Consider the following 15159-nt stretch of genomic DNA (forward strand, 5'->3'; position numbering starts at 1 on the left):
GTCTTGTCTCCTTGTCTGGCGCCCTCTCCCTGCGGGGAGAGGGTGGGGTGAGGGTGTGCAGCGCGGCTTATGCGGTTTCGGAGAACAGCTCGCGGCCAATGAGCATGCGGCGCACTTCGCTCGTGCCCGCGCCGATCTCGTACAGCTTGGCATCGCGCCACAACCGCTCGACCGGGAAGTCCTTGGTGTAGCCCACGCCGCCCAGCGTCTGGATCGCCTCGCCGGCCATCCAGGTCGCCTTCTCGGCCGAGTACAGGATGGCGCCGGCCGCGTCCTTGCGGAAGGTGCGCGCGTGGTCGTTGCGGTCGCAGGCCTTGCCCACGGCGTACACGTAGGCGCGGGTGGCCTGCCAGGTCGAGTACATGTCGGCGATCTTGCCCTGCATCAGCTGGAACTCGCCGATGCTCTGGCCGAACTGCTGGCGCTCGTGGATGTAGGGGATCACGGCGTCCATGCAGGCGGCCATGATGCCCAGCGGGCCGCCCGAGAGCACGGCGCGCTCGTAGTCCAGGCCGCTCATCAGCACCTTGGCGCCCATGCCTTCGCCGCCGAGCACGTTCTCTTCGGGCACTTCGCAGTTGTCGAAGAACAGCGGGAAGGTGTTGGAGCCGCGCATGCCGAGCTTGTCGAGCTTGGTGCCTGCCGAGAAGCCCTTGAAGTTCTTCTCGACGATGAAGGCCGTCATGCCGCGCGCGCCCATCTCGGGCTCGGTCTTGGCGTAGATGACCAGCGTGTCGGCGTCGCCGCCGTTGGTGATCCACATCTTGCCGCCGTTGAGCACGTAGTAGCCGTCCTTCTTGTCGGCCTTGAGCTTCATGCTCACCACGTCGGAGCCGGCGTTGGGCTCGCTCATGGCCAGCGCGCCCACGTGCTCGCCGCTCACCAGCTTGGGCAGGTATTTCTTCTTCTGCGCTTCGCTGCCGTTGCGGTGGATCTGGTTCACGCACAGGTTGGAGTGCGCGCCGTACGACAGGCCCACCGAGGCCGAGGCGCGCGAGACTTCTTCCATGGCCACGATGTGGGCCAGGTAACCCAGCTCGGTGCCGCCGAATTCTTCCTTCACCGTCATGCCGTGCAGGCCCAGCTCGCCGAGCTTTTGCCACAGGTCGTGCGGGAACAGGTTGTCGCGGTCGATCTCGGCGGCGCGGGGCGCGATTTCGTTGGCGGCGAAGTCCTGGATCGCGCTGCGCAGCGCGTCGATGTCGTCGCCCAGGTCGAAGTTGAGGCCGAAATCGTGCATGAGTCTTGTCTCCTCTGAAGGGGTCGGCGCGCAGGGCTGCCCGCGCGGATGGCGCTTGAAAAAACGCAGCTTACGCCTCGTGGCGCCGCAATTGGCGCCACAATGGTTGCAAATTGCGCCACGACCGATGCCCTCCACCACGTCGTCCCCCGCCTTCCTGCGACCCGCCCGCGCCGTCACGCCGATGGCCTTCGTGCGAGCCATCGTGCAAGGGTATGCCCGCTACGGCAAGGACCCGGCGCAGGCCCTGCAGGCGGCACAGATCGCGCCGCGCGAGCTGGCCCGTCCCGGCGCGCGGGTGACGGCCGCGCAGTTCGAGGCGCTGTCGGGCCACGCGATGCAGGAGCTGGACGACGAGGCGCTGGGCTGGTTCTCGCGCCGCCTGCCCTGGGGCAGCTACGGCATGCTGTGCCGCGCCTCGCTCACCTCGCCCGACCTGGGCGTGGCCATGAAGCGCTGGTGCCGCCACCACCGCCTGCTGACCGAGGACATCACGCTCGCGCTGGAGGTGACCGGCGGCGTGGCCACGCTGCGCATCACCGAGAACCGCCCGCTCGACCCGGCGTTCCGCGAGTTCTGCCTGGTGACCAGCCTGCGCTTCATGCACGGGTACGTGTGCTGGGCCATCGACTCGCGCATCTCGCTGCGCCAGGCCACCTTTCCGTTCGCTGCGCCGCCGCACCGCGACGCCTACCCGCTGATGTTCACGCCCGACGTGCACTTCGACGCGCCGCAGGCCAGCATCAGCTTCGACGAGCGCTACCTCGCGCTGCCGCTGCTGCGCGACGAGCGCGCGCTGCGCACCATGCTCAAGCGCGCCCTGCCGCTCACGGTGCTGCAGTACCGCCGCGATCGCCTGCTGGGCCAGCGCGTGCGCGAACTGCTGCGCGCGCGTGCCGGCGAGGCCACCACGGCGGAGGCGCTGGCGGGGCTGCTGAATGTGTCGGGGCGCACCTTGCACCGGCAGCTGCACGAAGAAGGCACCTCGCTGCAGGTGCTGAAGAACGAGGTGCGGCACGAACTCGCGGTGGAGCAGCTGCGCCGGACCACGCGGCCGATCAAGCAGGTGGCGCTGGCGGTGGGCTTTCGCAACGAGAAGAGCTTTTCGCGCGCGTTCCTGCAGTGGACGGGGCACGCGCCCAGGGACTTTCGGCAGCTGGGGTTGTAGCGAGTTTGTTCAGGGCGCGTGCACAGGCCACCGGGTACTTCCCTCCGCGAATGTCCCCCGGGCTTCGCCCTCCTCCTTGATTTCGCTGCGGGAAGCACCCAGTGTCCTGCGCACGGGAAACAGCGCTGGTGTGCGGCCGATCAACAACCGCACTGCCCCACGCTCACGCCGATGGGGTGCCTTGCGCAGCGAAATCAAGGAGGAGGGGCGAAGCCCCGGGGGACATTCGCGGAGCAAGGCTCCCCGTCGGCGGGAGCGTCGCCCTGAACAACGAAACTCAGGCCGGCAAATCGATCAACGCCAGCGCATCGGCGATCGACTGGCTGTCTTCCGGCCGCACCAGCTTCGCGACCTGTTGCCCGTCGCGCATGAACACCAGCGTGGGCCACAGCCGCACGTTGAACGAACGGCCCAGCGGGCGGCCGCTGCCGTCTTCCACCTTGATGCGGCGCACGTTCGGGTACTTGGCAAAGGCCTCGGCAATGTTCGGTTGCGCGGCCTTGCAGATGCCGCACCAGTTGGTGCCGAACTCCACCACGGCCGGGCCCTGGAGCGCGTCGATCTCGCTGCGGTCGGGTTGATCGGTCTGGTACTCGGAGGTCATGGGCAGGGTCCTTGCGAATTCGTGGGAAGGAGCGCGTGAAGGCGACGGGCGCGCCACGCGCTGACGGGCGTCATTGCACCAGAAACTCAGGCCGCCTGCAGGCCGTAGCCGGCCAGCAACGCGGGCAGTCCGGTCATGTCGCTGAACACGGCCACGGCGCCCGCGGCGCGCAGCGCGCCCGGGCCGCTGTGGCCCGACTCGCCCGTGCTGTAGCCGAACACCGTGGCACCCGCGGCCACGCCGGCCATCGCGCCGGTGACCGTGTCTTCGACCACCGCGCAGCGCCTCGGATCGACACCGAGCGCTTCCGCAGCGGCCAGGTACACGTCGGGATGCGGCTTGGAGCGCGGCATCTCGTGGCCGCTGAAGATGCGGCCCTCGAAGCAGTCGAGCAGGCCGACCTTGGCCAGCTGCAGCTCGACCTTGTGGCGGTCGGCGCCCGAGGCACAGGCGATGCGGCCCTTGAGCCGCGCATGGATCTCGCGGATGGCGGCGGGTGCATGGGGAATGGCGACGAGGTCGCGGTCCAGCGCCTCGTTGCGGCGGGCGCGGAAGCCGCGCAGCCAGTCGTCGGTGATCTTGAAGCCGGTCTTGGCCTCGATGAGCGCCGTCTCGTCCTTCACGGCCTTGCCGGTGAAGATGTTCATCGATTCCTCGGCCGTGAGCTGCCAGCCGAGCTCGCCGAGCATGTCGGCAAGCACGCGGTTGGTGATGGGTTCGGAATCGACGAGCACGCCGTCGCAATCGAAGAGAACGGCGGAAAAGGGGAAAGGGGTCATTGCGAGGCTGGAGTTCAGGGGTCTGGCCCCATGGTAGCAACGCCCCCTTTCCGCACGGGCAGACTCAGGCTATCGGGTCATTCACCACCTCAGACGACGGAGCGGATGGGGATGTAGATCTCGCCGCCGCCGGCCATGAATTCTTTCGACTTCTCTTCCATGCCCTCGGCCACGGCCTCGCGCTCCGCCACGCCCTTCTTGGCGGCGTACTCGCGCACTTCCTGCGTGATCTTCATCGAGCAGAACTTGGGGCCGCACATCGAGCAGAAGTGCGCCACCTTGCTCGAGTCCTTCGGCAGCGTCTCGTCGTGGAATTCGCGCGCCGTGTCGGGGTCCAGGCCCAGGTTGAACTGGTCTTGCCAGCGGAACTCGAAGCGCGCCTTGCTCAGCGCGTCGTCGCGCGAGCGCGCACCCGGGTGGCCCTTGGCCACGTCGGCCGCGTGCGCGGCGATCTTGTAGGCAATGATCCCCTGCTTCACGTCGTCGCGGTCGGGCAGGCCCAGGTGCTCCTTGGGCGTCACGTAGCAGAGCATGGCCGTGCCGGCCCAGCCGATCATGGCGGCGCCGATGGCGCTGGAGATGTGGTCGTAGCCCGGTGCGATGTCGATGGTCAGCGGGCCGAGCGTGTAGAACGGCGCTTCGTGGCAGTGCTTGATCTGCTCGTCCATGTTGGCCTGGATCATGTGCATCGGCACGTGGCCCGGGCCTTCGATCATGGTCTGCACGTCGTGCTTCCAGGCGATCTGCGTGAGCTCGCCCAGCGTGCGCAGCTCGGCGAACTGCGCCTCGTCGTTCGCATCCGCACCGCTGCCGGGACGCAGGCCGTCGCCGAGCGAGAAGCTCACGTCGTAGGCCTTCATGATGTCGCAGATGTCCTCGAAGTGCGTGTAGAGGAAGCTCTCCTTGTGGTGCGCGATGCACCACTTGGCCATGATCGAACCGCCGCGCGACACGATGCCCGTCATGCGGTCCGCCGTGAGGTGGATGAACGGCAGGCGCAGGCCCGCGTGGATGGTGAAGTAGTCGACGCCCTGCTCCGCCTGCTCGATGAGCGTGTCGCGGTAGATCTCCCACGTCAGGTCTTCGGCCACGCCGCCCACCTTTTCGAGCGCCTGGTAGATCGGCACCGTGCCGATGGGCACCGGCGAGTTGCGCACGATCCAGTCGCGCGTGGTGTGGATGTTCTTGCCGGTCGACAGGTCCATCACGTTGTCGGCGCCCCAGCGGATGGCCCACACCAGCTTTTCGACCTCTTCCTCGATGCTCGAGGTGACGGCCGAGTTGCCGATGTTGGCGTTGATCTTCACCTTGAAGTTGCGCCCGATGGCCATCGGTTCGACCTCGGGGTGGTTGATGTTCGCGGGAATGATCGCGCGGCCACGGGCCACCTCGTCGCGCACGAACTCGGGCGTGATGATGCGCGGAATGCTCGCGCCCATCGGGTTGCCCGCCACGCGCTTGGCGCGCTCCTCGTTGGCCAGGTACTCGGCCATCCACTCGCGCTTGCCGTTCTCGCGCAGCGCCACGTACTCCATCTCGGGCGTGACGATGCCGCGGCGCGCGTAGTGCATCTGCGTGACGTTGGCGCCCGATTTGGCGCGGCGCGGCGTGCGCTGCAGCGCCGAGGCACCGGCGCGCAGCTCGGCCAGGCGCTGCGCGTCGCGGTCTTCGTTCTTGGCGCCGTCGTCCAGTGCGTGGTGCGTGCGGCCTTCGTAGCTTTCAGTGTCGCCGCGCTCGATGACCCAGGCGCTGCGCACGTCGGGCAGGCCGCGGCGCACGTCGATCTCGACCTTCGGGTCGGTGTAGGGGCCCGAGGTGTCGTACAGGGAGACGGTTTCGCCGTTGGTCAGCGCCACGTCGCGCACGGGCACGAACAGGTCGGGCCGGCTGCCCGGAATGACGCACTTGTGCGAGGCGGGAAAGGGTTCGCGCGTCAGCGACAGCAGCGAAGTGAACTTGTCGGGGGCATTCATCGGGAGGCACTCCTTGTTGAGGGAAAGGGTGCTCCGCAATCGCTCGATGGACCTCGGGAGGCCCGCCACCAGAAAAGGGAGTGACGGACCGAAGTCAGGGAGTGCAGCTCTTCTTACGCCGGTATGACCCGGATCAAGTTCGCGGGTCGGCAGCTTTGCCATCTCAGCACACCACATGTGTGCACCCCGGAGCGGGGCCGATTGTGCGGGCCGAAGCCCGCCGCCGTCAACCCGGGGGCTGGTGCAGGTCGCCGTCGACGTAGAACCAGCGCTCGTCCTCGCGCACGAAGCGGCTGCGCTCGTGCAGGCGGAACGCCACGCCCGTCGCGCCGCGCTGGCGGGCGACGAACTCGACCTCGGCGTGGTCGGCATCGAGCACCGAGCGCGAGCGGATGTCCAGCCCCAGCCATTTGACGCCCGGCTCGAACTCCACCGACGCCGGCCGCTTCGACGCGTGCCAGGTGGCGAGCAGGTAGTCGGCACGCGCCAGCACGAAGGCCGAATAGCGCGAACGCATCAGCGATTCGGCGTCGGGCGCCGGCGTGTTCTCGAAATCGTCGAGGTAGCGCCCACAGCACAGGGCGTAGCCAATGGGCTTGTCGCGACGGTCGGTGCGGCCGCAGGGGCAGGGGCCGGGAGTGGGGTCGGTGGCGCTCATGAAGGGCTCTATTGGAACACTTGGCGCGGCGGGGGCTGAAGGTGGGGTGTGGGCGGCTTCCGGGCATGCCCGCTTTGCGGGGACCTGCCGGGGCCAAAGGCGCCGGGGCCTCTTGCGCCAATGGCTTGTGCCGCTAAAGTCGTCCGGCGTTTCGTTCCTTCAAGCTGAACACCAAAGCATGCTTTTGCGATTCCTCAAGCTGTTCTTCCTGCTCGCTGCGACCCTCTCCTTGGGCGCCTTCGCCTTTCTGCACGGATTCAATGCATGGCGCGCCGGACAAATCGTTGTCACGCGAAGGGGACGCGAACCCTTTGTCGCAGCCGCCGATGGTGCATTTCCCATCACGTTCAATATGGAAGTTTGGGGATTGATGATCATCGGGGGCGCCGTTGCCCTTTGCGGCATTGCAGGCGTCGTCAAGTTCCTCATCAACACGCCGGACCAGCGACGCACGATGCTGACCCGTATGGATGGCGTTTCGCGTCGCGAGCGCAGTGACATGGACATTCCGTGGTCGATTGGGCTTGCCATCGTCGGGGCGGTTGTGGCGTTTTTCTTGTACCTGGGATTCAGGGTCCACGCGCGATAGGCTTGTCTCGCCGCGGCCTATTTCGATCACACTTCACAGCTTGACAATTCGAGTCTGCTTTTGCTTCTTCTTGGACTCACGCCACACCTCCACGCGCAAGTGGAGGAACGGCCCCAAATCGGGTGGTGAAGGCTTCAAAGGCCGAGGTGAATGAGGGCGGGACTCCAACATCGCCTCGACTTCTTCGTCTTGCTCCAAGAATGGGAAGGGCTGCTGTTGGTGGTAGTGAGGGCAATTTCTTAAGGCGCTCGCAAGCGTGATCATGAATCCAGGTTCGGCATACGCATCATCTCCCAAGAGCGTTTCGGCGCGGATCATCGCTTCGTCAGGCGTTAGCTCGCCCCTCTGTACCTTGACGAAAAGACGTTGGAGGGCGGCCAGCGAGCCTCCGCGTTTCTTTGAAGATGCGCGGGACGGAGGGCAAGAGAACACCTGACTCGCCCGTTCAGTCAGATAGTCGCCGGTGGAGACAACCTGTTCGCCAATCGTCTTTACACCAGAAACAAAGTCGCCGTAGTTCCCGATAGCCAAATAGATCGCGCCAAGAGTTGCACCAATTTTGGCTAGGCCCTTTACTGACCCTTCTTCAACTTGCAGAAACAGCGAATAGTCGGGGACTGAAACGGACCTTTCGACAAAAGACTCCCAGGAATCGAAGAGCGCAGACGACAGTTGCTGGAGTTCCTGCTCGGGGACGCTCGGGACCGCGAGAACGAAGTTGGTTGAGCCGAGATCAAGCATGTCGCTTACAGGGCAGCTAAAGCGTTGCAGCACGAAGGAGCGTGCGCCCTACCATCGTCGGTCGTAGCCCGAGGTTTGATCGCTTGATGTGCCTTCATTTGCTCCTCCTTGCTGTGCGTTCGTACAGTACCAAGTTGCTCGGCAAGTCCGCCAAGCTGTTACAGACTGCATCCTGCCACTGCGACTCGAGTCCGCACCAGTTGTGCAGACCCTATGCAGCGTCATGTGTCGCCTTCGCGCCACTGATGCTGTCAGTCCAGCCGCATGCCCAAGCAAGCACTACATGCATTGAGACCGTCGCGGAGCAGACGCTGGCAATCGTCCGTAGTCGGCCAACTGAGAACTGCCACACACTGATAACTTCTGACACGGAAGGAGCGACCTGCCCTCACACTCGCGGACGCAGGAATTGCAAGTCTCTTTCAAGATGCAGACCTCCTTCAAGCGCAGCAACCTCTCTCTTCTGCCAGAAATACCTGCAGCTGCACCACCAGTCAAATCGTTCGCGACCCGACCAGCGCCTCGCACTGCATTTCAATCCGCGCATGCAGAAGCCCCAGCGAGACCGCAAGAAATCGCTGCAGCGAACTGCGCTGGCATGCATCGAAAAGCGGCGCGGCGCCTGCATCAGAAGAAGCGGCGTCGCGCCGATCCTCATCCCATTCGAGCAACTGAACCAACGTCTGCGCACCCTGCACCACATCGCGCGCCTCGTTGAGAAACGCCGCGTGGCTTTGCAGTGAAGGAGGGAGCCGTTCGCCTTGCACCCATTCGAAGGGTTTGAATTGAGCGTTGAAACGGGAAGACGCACAGGAACAACCGGCGTCGGTGACTGCGCTTGAAGCATTGGCCATAGGCCTCCAAGGATTGCTACGCAGGATGTCAGCGGGACGCCAATCCCGACCCCGCTCATCACGAGGGCGACGGCAATGTTCGCGGTCACCACGACGCCCGTCAAGCGCCCGCGACCACCACGCACCACCCTACCGGAACATCACCCACTCAGGCCGCATGTTGAACCGCACTGGCAGGATGCTCACGCCGAGCCCACTCGTCACGTACATCCGCTTGCCCTTGTGCGCAACCCAGCCGTAGGCCCATTCACGCGGCGCACGCCCAGGCACCACGAGTGCGCCATAGCCCGGCACGCTGATCTGCCCACCGTGCGTGTGCCCCGCCACCACGAGCCCCTGCGTGCGCGGCATGCCGGCGAAGCTGAAGGGGTCGTGCATCATGACCAGCGTGGCGGCGCCGGGTGGCACACCGGCCAGGGCCTTGTCGGGCTGCGAGTGGCCGGTGGAGTCGTCGCCGATGCCGACCACCCAGAGGTCGTGCCCGGGCAGGCGCACCGAGGCGTTCTCCAGCACGCGGATGCCCTGCGCGGACAAGGCCTTGGCGGTGCGTTCGCCGTCGTGCCACCAGTCGTGGTTGCCGAGCACCGCGTACACGCCCTGCGGCGCCTTCAGGCGGCCGAGCACGGCGGCCATGGCTTCGATGGAAAAGTCTTCGTCGTCGCCGGAGCCGGCAAGAAAGTCGCCGGGCAACAGGATCACGTCGGGCTGCGCCGCGTTGATCTGGTCGACGATGGCCGCGGCGCGGTCGGCGCTGGTCACGCGCCACAGCGAGCGCGTGCTGAGGTGCCAGTCGCTGGCCACGGCGACCTTCAGGCCGAGCGGAGGTTGCCACTGCGCCGAGCCCAAGGGCTCGACACGCGCGGCCACCCAGCGCGGCTCGATGACGACGCTCCAGGCGGCCAGCACCGCGAGCACGAGTGCCGCGGCGATCGAGCCCCAGGGTCGGCCGCCGCGCCGGCTCACGTGATCGATCAGGCGAGCGCGCGTTGAATCAACAGCTTCTGGATGTCCGACGTGCCTTCATAGATCTGGCACACGCGCACGTCGCGGTAGATGCGCTCCAGCGGAAAGTCGTTCACGTAGCCATAGCCGCCCAGGGTCTGGATGGCGGCGCTGCACACGCGCTCGGCCATCTCGCTGGCGAAGAGCTTGGCCATGGCGGCTTCTTTCAGGCAGGGCCGGCCGGCGTCGCGCAGGCTGGCGGCGTGCCAGATGAGCTGGCGTGCGGCTTCGATCTGCGTGGCGCATTCGGCCAGGCGAAAGCCCACGGCCTGTTGGTCGAAGATGGCGCCGCCGAAGGCCTGGCGTTCCTTGGCGTAGGCCACGGCCACGTCGAAGGCGCTGCGGGCCATGCCCACACTCTGCGCGGCGATGCCGATGCGCCCGCCTTCGAGCGCACCGAGGGCGATCTTGTAGCCCTCGCCTTCGGCGCCGATGAGGTTCTCGGCGGGGATGCGGCAGCTGTCGAAGTTGATCTGCGCGGTGTCGCTGCTGTGCTGGCCGAGCTTGTCTTCCAAGCGCGCCACGTTGTAGCCGGGCGCGTCGGTGGGCACGATGAACGCGCTCATGCCGCGCTTGCCGGCGCCCTTGTCGGTCACGGCGATGACGATGGCGACCTGGCCGTTCTTGCCGCTGGTGATGAACTGCTTCACGCCGTCGATCACGTAGCCGTCGCCGTCCTTGCGTGCGGTGGTGCGCAGGCTCGAGGCATCGCTGCCGGCCTGCGGTTCGGTGAGGCAGAAGGCGCCGAGCATCTGGCCCTGGGCCAGCGGCTCGAGCCATTTCTTCTTCTGCTGCGCGTTGCCGTAGCGCATGAGGATGGCGTTGACGGGGCAGTTGGTCACGCTGATGGCGGTGCTGGTGCCGCCGTCGCCGGCCGCGATTTCCTCGAGCACGAGTGCGAGCGTGAGGTAGTCGAGGCCCGCGCCGCCATGCTCCTCAGACACGCAGATGCCGTAGGCGCCCAGCGCAGCCAGGCCCTGGTGCACTTCCTTCGGAAAGCTGTGGTCGCGGTCCCACTGGGGGGCGTTGGGCCACAACTCGGCTTGCGAAAAATCGCGCACCGCGTCGCGGATGGCTTCCTGGTCTGCGCTGAGCAGCATGGCGTTGTCTCCAGTTCTTTCTTGTCGGTGGGTGCGAGGCTTACTTGCCAGCGCCCAGGTCCATGATCAGGCGCGCCGCCATGTACAGGCGGCGCGGAATGGCGCTGATGTCGACGTACTCGGCCTTGTCGCTGTGGTAGCCGAAGCCGGGCAGGCCCAGGCTTTCGATCACGGGCTTGCCCGAGAGCGCTGCGTAGGCCGCGTCGGTGCCGCCGCCGGTGCGCTCTTCAACGCCCACGGTGCCGCCGGCTTCCTTGTAGAAGACCACGGCCTTGTCGACCAGCTTCTTGCCGCCCTCGCCCGCATTGAAGGCCGGACGGCCGCGCGTGACGAGCACCTTGACGTCGGCCTCGGGCAGCTTCTTCTGCTGTGCCTTCTCTTCGAGGGTCTTCATGGCGGCGTCGAAGTCTTCGTTGCGTGCGTAGCGCACGTCGGCGTTCAGCGTGGCGCTGGCCGGGATGATGTTCGACACGTTGCCGGCCTTGGCGATGGTCCAGTTGAAGCGCAGGTTCTTCGACTTGTCGTCGATGCTCATGGTGCGCAGCACGAGGTCGGAGGCCTCGACCAGCGCGTTCACACCCAGCTCGGGCGCGGCGCCCGCGTGCGAGGCCTTGCCGGTGATGTTGACCTGCACGTAGGCGATGCCCGAGGTGCCGAGCGACATTTTTTCGTCGCCGGCGCTGGTGGGCTCGAAGGAGAGCACGTAGTCGGCCAGCTTGGCTTCTTCCTGGATCAGGTCGCGCGAGCCGAAGGAGCCTTTTTCTTCGTCGGTGTTGAACAGCACGGTGATGGTGCCGTAGTCGCGCACGCCGTAGTCCTTGAGCAGCTTGAGCGTGTGCAGGATGACGGCGTTGCCGCCCTTGTCGTCGGCGATGCCGGGGCCGTAGGCCTTGTCGCCTTCGATGCGGAACGGCGCCTTGGCGAGCGTGCCCTTGGTGTACACGGTGTCCATGTGCGACATGAGCAGCAGGTTCTTGCCGCCGCGGCCCTTGAGCTTGCCCACGATGTTGTCGCCGACCACAAGGCCGACCGACTTGCTGCGCGTGACGGTGAAGCCGAGGTTCTTCAGCTCGCCTTCGAGGTACGCGCCGGCGGCGGCCATGCCTTCGGCGTCACCGGTGCCGGTCTCGATGTTGACGAGCTTCTCGAGCGTCTTGATCACCGCCGGCTGCTCGTCGGTGGCGGCCTGGAACAGCACGTTGTCGCGCTTCTGGGCCCAGGCGCCACCTGCCACGAAGGCGGTAGCGAGCACGGCGGCAACGGCGGTACGGTGAAGGGATGGGCGCATGAAATCTCCTGCTCTACGCATGGTTTTGTTTGAAGTGTCCGGGGTGGAAACCGGCCGGCGCCCTCTCCCGGGCGCCGGCGGCTCCTGGCGTTATAGCAATTCGAGCGCGACGGCGGTGCCTTCGCCACCGCCGATGCACAGCGTGGCCACGCCGCGCTTCTTGCCGCGCGCCTTCAGCGCGTGCAGCAGCGTGACCATGATGCGCGCGCCGCTGGCGCCGATGGGGTGGCCCAGCGCGCAGGCGCCGCCATTCACGTTGACGATGTCGTGCGACACGTCGAGCTCGTGCATGAGGGCCATGGGCACGACGGCGAAGGCCTCGTTCACTTCCCACAGGTCGACGTCCTTCACGCTCCAGCCGGTCTTGGCGAAGAGCTTCTGCACGGCGCCGACCGGCGCGGTGGAGAACCACTCGGGCTGCTGTGCGTGCGTGGCGTGGCCGACGATGCGCGCCAGCGGCTTGGCGCCGATCTTCTTGGCGTGCGACTCGGTCATCATGACCAGCGCGGCGGCGCCGTCGTTGATCGACGAGCTCGAGGCGGCGGTGATGGTCCCGTTTTCTTTCTTGAACGCGGGCTTGAGCGTGGGAATCTTGTCGAGCTTGACCTTGCCCGGGCCTTCGTCGATGGAGATGACGGTGTCGCCGCCGCGGCCCTTCACGGTGACGGGCGTGATCTCGTCCTTGAAGGCGCCCGATTCGGTGGCGGCCTTGGCGCGCTGCACGCTGGCGATGGCGAAGGCGTCTTGCTGCTCGCGCGTGAAGTTGTACTTGGCGGCGCAGTCTTCGCCGAAGGTGCCCATGGAACGGCCGGGCTGGTAGGCGTCTTCGAGGCCGTCGAGCATCATGTGGTCATAGATCTTGTCGTGGCCCATGCGGTAGCCGCCACGGCCCTTGAGCATGAGGTAGGGCGCGTTGGTCATGCTTTCCATGCCGCCTGCCACGATGACGTCGTGCGTGCCGGCCAGCAGCAGGTCGTGCGCGAGCATCGCGGCCTTCATGGCCGAGCCGCACATCTTGCTGAGCGTGACGGCGCCCGCGCTGTCGGGCAGGCCGCCCTTGTAGGCCGCCTGGCGCGCCGGGGCCTGGCCCTGGCCGGCCATGAGGCAGTTGCCGAACAGCACTTCACCCACGCTCTCGGGCGCGATGCCGGCGCGCTCGACGGCCGCCTTGATGGCCGCGCCGCCCAGGTCGTGCGCGGAGAGGGACGAGAAGTCGCCCTGGAAGCCACCCATGGGGGTGCGGGCGGCGCCGACGATGACGATGGATTCGGACATGGGGGTCTCCTTCAGGAATGTGAAAGTGAAATCAAAGACAAAACGAAAACGGAATCGGGCGGTCAGAAATGCGTCGCATGGCCTTCGTGCTGGAAGCGTTGCGACTCTTCGTACGGGAACACATCGAGCATCTGGCCCGCCTGGATGCGTTCCTTGTGGTGCTGCCAGAAGGCGGCGTCGAGCAGGTCGGCGTGGTGCGCCATGAAGGCGGCGCGCACGTCCTTGTTGCCCAGCAGAAAGGGCTCGAAGGTCTCGGGGAACACGTCCTTCGGGCCGACCGAATACCAGACCTCGCCGCTCATCTCGTCTTCTTCGTTGCGCGGCGTGGGCACCTTGCGGAACTTGCAGTCGGTGACGTATTCGATTTCGTCGTAGTCGTAGAACACGACCTTGCCGCCGCGCGTGACGCCGAAGTTCTTCCACAGCATGTCGCCGGGGAAGATGTTGGCGGCCACCATGTCCTTGATGGCATTGCCGTACTCGATGACCGCATGCTCCAGCTGGTCCTTGGCGCGCCGGGCCTGGGCCGGGCTCTCGGGGTGGGCCAGCGTGTCGAAGGCTTCCTGCAGGTAGATGTTCAGCGGGATCATGCGGCGCTCGATGTAGACGTGCTTGAGCACGACCTCCATCTCCCCGTTGCCGTCGCGGTCGCCGATCTCGAGCTGGCTGGGCGCGAACTTGCGGATCTCCTCGATGAGCTCGGGCTCGAAGCGGTCGAGCGGAAAGCCCACGTTGCTGTACTCGAGCGTGTCGGCCATGCGGCCCACGCGGTCGTGCTGCTTCACGAGCATGTACTTGCCCTTGATCTGCTCGCGCGTGGTGTCCTTCTGCGGCGGATAAAAGTCCTTGATGACCTTGAACACGAAGGGGAACGAAGGCAGGTCGAACACCAGCATGACCATGCCCTTGATGCCGGGCGCGATGCGAAAGCGGTCGCTCGAGTAGTTCAGGTGCGACAAAAAGTCGCGGTAGAACAGCGTCTTGCCCTGCTTGGCCAGGCCGAGCGCGTTGTAGATTTCGGCGCGCGGCTTGCGCGGCATGAGCGAGCGCAGGAACTGCACCCAGGCCGAGGGCACTTCCATGTCGACCATGAAGTAGGCGCGCGCAAAGCTGAACAGCATCTGCAGGTCATCTTCGCCGAACAGCGCCGCGTCGATGTAAAACTTGCCGTGGGTGTCGTGCAGGATGGGCAGCGAGAACGGGATCTCGGTGAAGCCGTTCATGATCTTGCCGACCACGTAGGCGCCCTTGTTCCGGTAGAACAGGCCCGACAGCACCTGCAGCTGGAAGTTGGCGCGCAGCTTGACCTGGTGGAAGCGGTTCAGGATGACGTGCGCCACGCGCTCGGCGTCGCGCCGCTTGTTGGCGTAGCTGCCCTGCAGCGCGAAGTCGTCGAGCATCTGCTCGATGATGTCGGGTAGCGTCGCCTGCGAAGGGTAGTACGGCCGGTAGGTGGGTGCGCCGCGCGGCTCGATGTACTCGGTGCTGATGGCCGGGCGCACGAAGATGAAGTCGTTCTGGAAGTAGGCCCGGTGCAGGATCTTCGTGGTGACCGAGTTGAAGAAACTCTCGGCCAGCTCGGGCTGGTGGTGGTTCACCAAGAGGCCGATGAAGTGCAGCTTGACCTGGTGCCAGACCTCCATGGGCTGGTCGCCGGCCTTGAACTCTTTTTCGAGCCGGGCCACGGCCTCGTTCACGCGCAGGTCGTAGAACTCGATGCGCTCGCGCTGCGCGCGCTGCTGGCCGTGCCAGTCGGCGGTCTCGAAGCGGTGCTTGGCGCGCGCCGATTCGGCGCGGAACAGCCGGTAGTGCCGGTTGAACCCGTCGATCATCGCCTTCGCGATGTCGTAGGCCAGCGGGGAATCGAGGCGCTGCGGGAACATGGCGA

14 protein-coding genes and 1 riboswitch are annotated in these 15159 nt (G+C 66.0%); of the genes, 2 read left to right on the forward strand and 12 right to left on the reverse strand.

Features of this window, described 5'->3' with window-relative positions; genetic code table 11:
• Nucleotides 1-67: 67 nt before the first annotated feature.
• Complete coding sequence (locus AC1RGU_RS26965) at nt 68-1240, reverse strand: isovaleryl-CoA dehydrogenase (protein ID WP_062478706.1); 1173 nt, start codon at nt 1238-1240, stop codon at nt 68-70.
• Between the two features lie 127 nt (nt 1241-1367).
• Here AC1RGU_RS26965 and AC1RGU_RS26970 point away from each other — a divergent pair, with 127 nt between their 5' ends.
• Nucleotides 1368-2408: an AraC family transcriptional regulator gene (locus tag AC1RGU_RS26970; RefSeq protein WP_095746925.1), complete on the forward strand. Its 1041-nt coding sequence runs from the start codon at nt 1368-1370 to the stop codon at nt 2406-2408.
• 277 nt (nt 2409-2685) lie between these two features.
• Here the strand turns inward: AC1RGU_RS26970 and AC1RGU_RS26975 are convergent, their stop codons facing one another.
• The 4 genes from AC1RGU_RS26975 to AC1RGU_RS26990 all read right to left on the reverse strand — a co-directional run bounded on the left by AC1RGU_RS26975 (nt 2686) and on the right by AC1RGU_RS26990 (nt 6422).
• The gene (locus AC1RGU_RS26975) at nt 2686-3012 is read right to left on the reverse strand and encodes a thioredoxin family protein (RefSeq protein WP_492698835.1); all 327 of its coding nucleotides are present in this window, start codon (nt 3010-3012) and stop codon (nt 2686-2688) included.
• Between the two features lie 86 nt (nt 3013-3098).
• Complete coding sequence (locus tag AC1RGU_RS26980) at nt 3099-3791, reverse strand: HAD family hydrolase (protein ID WP_492698837.1); 693 nt, start codon at nt 3789-3791, stop codon at nt 3099-3101.
• A gap of 89 nt (nt 3792-3880) precedes the next feature.
• A complete protein-coding gene (thiC, locus tag AC1RGU_RS26985; RefSeq protein ID WP_492698839.1) occupies nt 3881-5764 on the reverse strand; it encodes a phosphomethylpyrimidine synthase ThiC in 1884 nt (627 codons plus the stop codon).
• Nucleotides 5765-5857: 93 nt separating this feature from the next.
• A riboswitch (TPP riboswitch) is annotated at nt 5858-5963 on the reverse strand.
• 27 nt (nt 5964-5990) lie between these two features.
• Nucleotides 5991-6422 (reverse strand): YchJ family protein, encoded by a 432-nt coding sequence (locus AC1RGU_RS26990; protein WP_095746929.1) that lies wholly within the window; start codon nt 6420-6422, stop codon nt 5991-5993.
• A 178-nt stretch (nt 6423-6600) separates the two neighbouring features.
• Between AC1RGU_RS26990 and AC1RGU_RS26995 the strand changes: the two genes are divergently transcribed.
• Complete coding sequence (locus tag AC1RGU_RS26995; protein ID WP_159272773.1) at nt 6601-7011, forward strand: hypothetical protein; 411 nt, start codon at nt 6601-6603, stop codon at nt 7009-7011.
• Between the two features lie 33 nt (nt 7012-7044).
• Here AC1RGU_RS26995 and AC1RGU_RS27000 read toward each other — a convergent pair whose 3' ends face one another.
• From AC1RGU_RS27000 to aceK, 7 genes are all read right to left on the reverse strand, one after another.
• A complete protein-coding gene (locus AC1RGU_RS27000; protein WP_492740812.1) occupies nt 7045-7785 on the reverse strand; it encodes a hypothetical protein in 741 nt (246 codons plus the stop codon).
• 461 nt (nt 7786-8246) lie between these two features.
• Nucleotides 8247-8606: a hypothetical protein gene (locus tag AC1RGU_RS27005; RefSeq protein WP_492698842.1), complete on the reverse strand. Its 360-nt coding sequence runs from the start codon at nt 8604-8606 to the stop codon at nt 8247-8249.
• Between the two features lie 129 nt (nt 8607-8735).
• Entirely contained in the window at nt 8736-9569 is an 834-nt protein-coding gene (locus AC1RGU_RS27010; protein ID WP_159272770.1) for a metallophosphoesterase, read from the reverse strand.
• 8 nt (nt 9570-9577) lie between these two features.
• The gene (locus AC1RGU_RS27015; protein WP_492698844.1) at nt 9578-10708 is read right to left on the reverse strand and encodes an acyl-CoA dehydrogenase family protein; all 1131 of its coding nucleotides are present in this window, start codon (nt 10706-10708) and stop codon (nt 9578-9580) included.
• A 40-nt stretch (nt 10709-10748) separates the two neighbouring features.
• Nucleotides 10749-11996, reverse strand: coding sequence for a glutamate carboxypeptidase (locus AC1RGU_RS27020; RefSeq protein WP_447747411.1), 1248 nt, complete (start codon nt 11994-11996; stop codon nt 10749-10751).
• A gap of 90 nt (nt 11997-12086) precedes the next feature.
• Nucleotides 12087-13271, reverse strand: coding sequence for an acetyl-CoA C-acyltransferase (locus AC1RGU_RS27025; RefSeq protein WP_095746933.1), 1185 nt, complete (start codon nt 13269-13271; stop codon nt 12087-12089).
• Between the two features lie 62 nt (nt 13272-13333).
• Nucleotides 13334-15154 carry a bifunctional isocitrate dehydrogenase kinase/phosphatase gene (aceK, locus tag AC1RGU_RS27030; RefSeq protein WP_062478759.1) on the reverse strand — a complete coding sequence of 607 codons (1821 nt, stop codon included), beginning with the start codon at nt 15152-15154 and terminating at the stop codon, nt 13334-13336.
• Between the last annotated feature and the right edge of the window lie 5 nt (nt 15155-15159).

It is taken from the genome of Variovorax sp. GW823-FHT02B07 (assembly GCF_058797695.1).

Bases quoted from the DNA above. Each gene is read 5' to 3' on its own strand.
- aceK (WP_062478759.1), bottom strand. From the start codon at position 15,154: ATGTTCCCGCAGCGCCTCGATTCCCCGCTGGCCTACGACATCGCGAAG.
- AC1RGU_RS27020 (WP_447747411.1), bottom strand. From the start codon at position 11,996: ATGCGCCCATCCCTTCACCGTACCGCCGTTGCCGCCGTGCTCGCTACC.
- AC1RGU_RS26975 (WP_492698835.1), bottom strand. From the start codon at position 3,012: ATGACCTCCGAGTACCAGACCGATCAACCCGACCGCAGCGAGATCGAC.
- AC1RGU_RS26965 (WP_062478706.1), bottom strand. From the start codon at position 1,240: ATGCACGATTTCGGCCTCAACTTCGACCTGGGCGACGACATCGACGCG.
- AC1RGU_RS26995 (WP_159272773.1), top strand. From the start codon at position 6,601: ATGCTTTTGCGATTCCTCAAGCTGTTCTTCCTGCTCGCTGCGACCCTC.
- AC1RGU_RS26990 (WP_095746929.1), bottom strand. From the start codon at position 6,422: ATGAGCGCCACCGACCCCACTCCCGGCCCCTGCCCCTGCGGCCGCACC.
- AC1RGU_RS27015 (WP_492698844.1), bottom strand. From the start codon at position 10,708: ATGCTGCTCAGCGCAGACCAGGAAGCCATCCGCGACGCGGTGCGCGAT.
- AC1RGU_RS27005 (WP_492698842.1), bottom strand. From the start codon at position 8,606: ATGGCCAATGCTTCAAGCGCAGTCACCGACGCCGGTTGTTCCTGTGCG.
- AC1RGU_RS27025 (WP_095746933.1), bottom strand. From the start codon at position 13,271: ATGTCCGAATCCATCGTCATCGTCGGCGCCGCCCGCACCCCCATGGGT.
- thiC (WP_492698839.1), bottom strand. From the start codon at position 5,764: ATGAATGCCCCCGACAAGTTCACTTCGCTGCTGTCGCTGACGCGCGAA.
- AC1RGU_RS26970 (WP_095746925.1), top strand. From the start codon at position 1,368: ATGCCCTCCACCACGTCGTCCCCCGCCTTCCTGCGACCCGCCCGCGCC.
- AC1RGU_RS26980 (WP_492698837.1), bottom strand. From the start codon at position 3,791: ATGACCCCTTTCCCCTTTTCCGCCGTTCTCTTCGATTGCGACGGCGTG.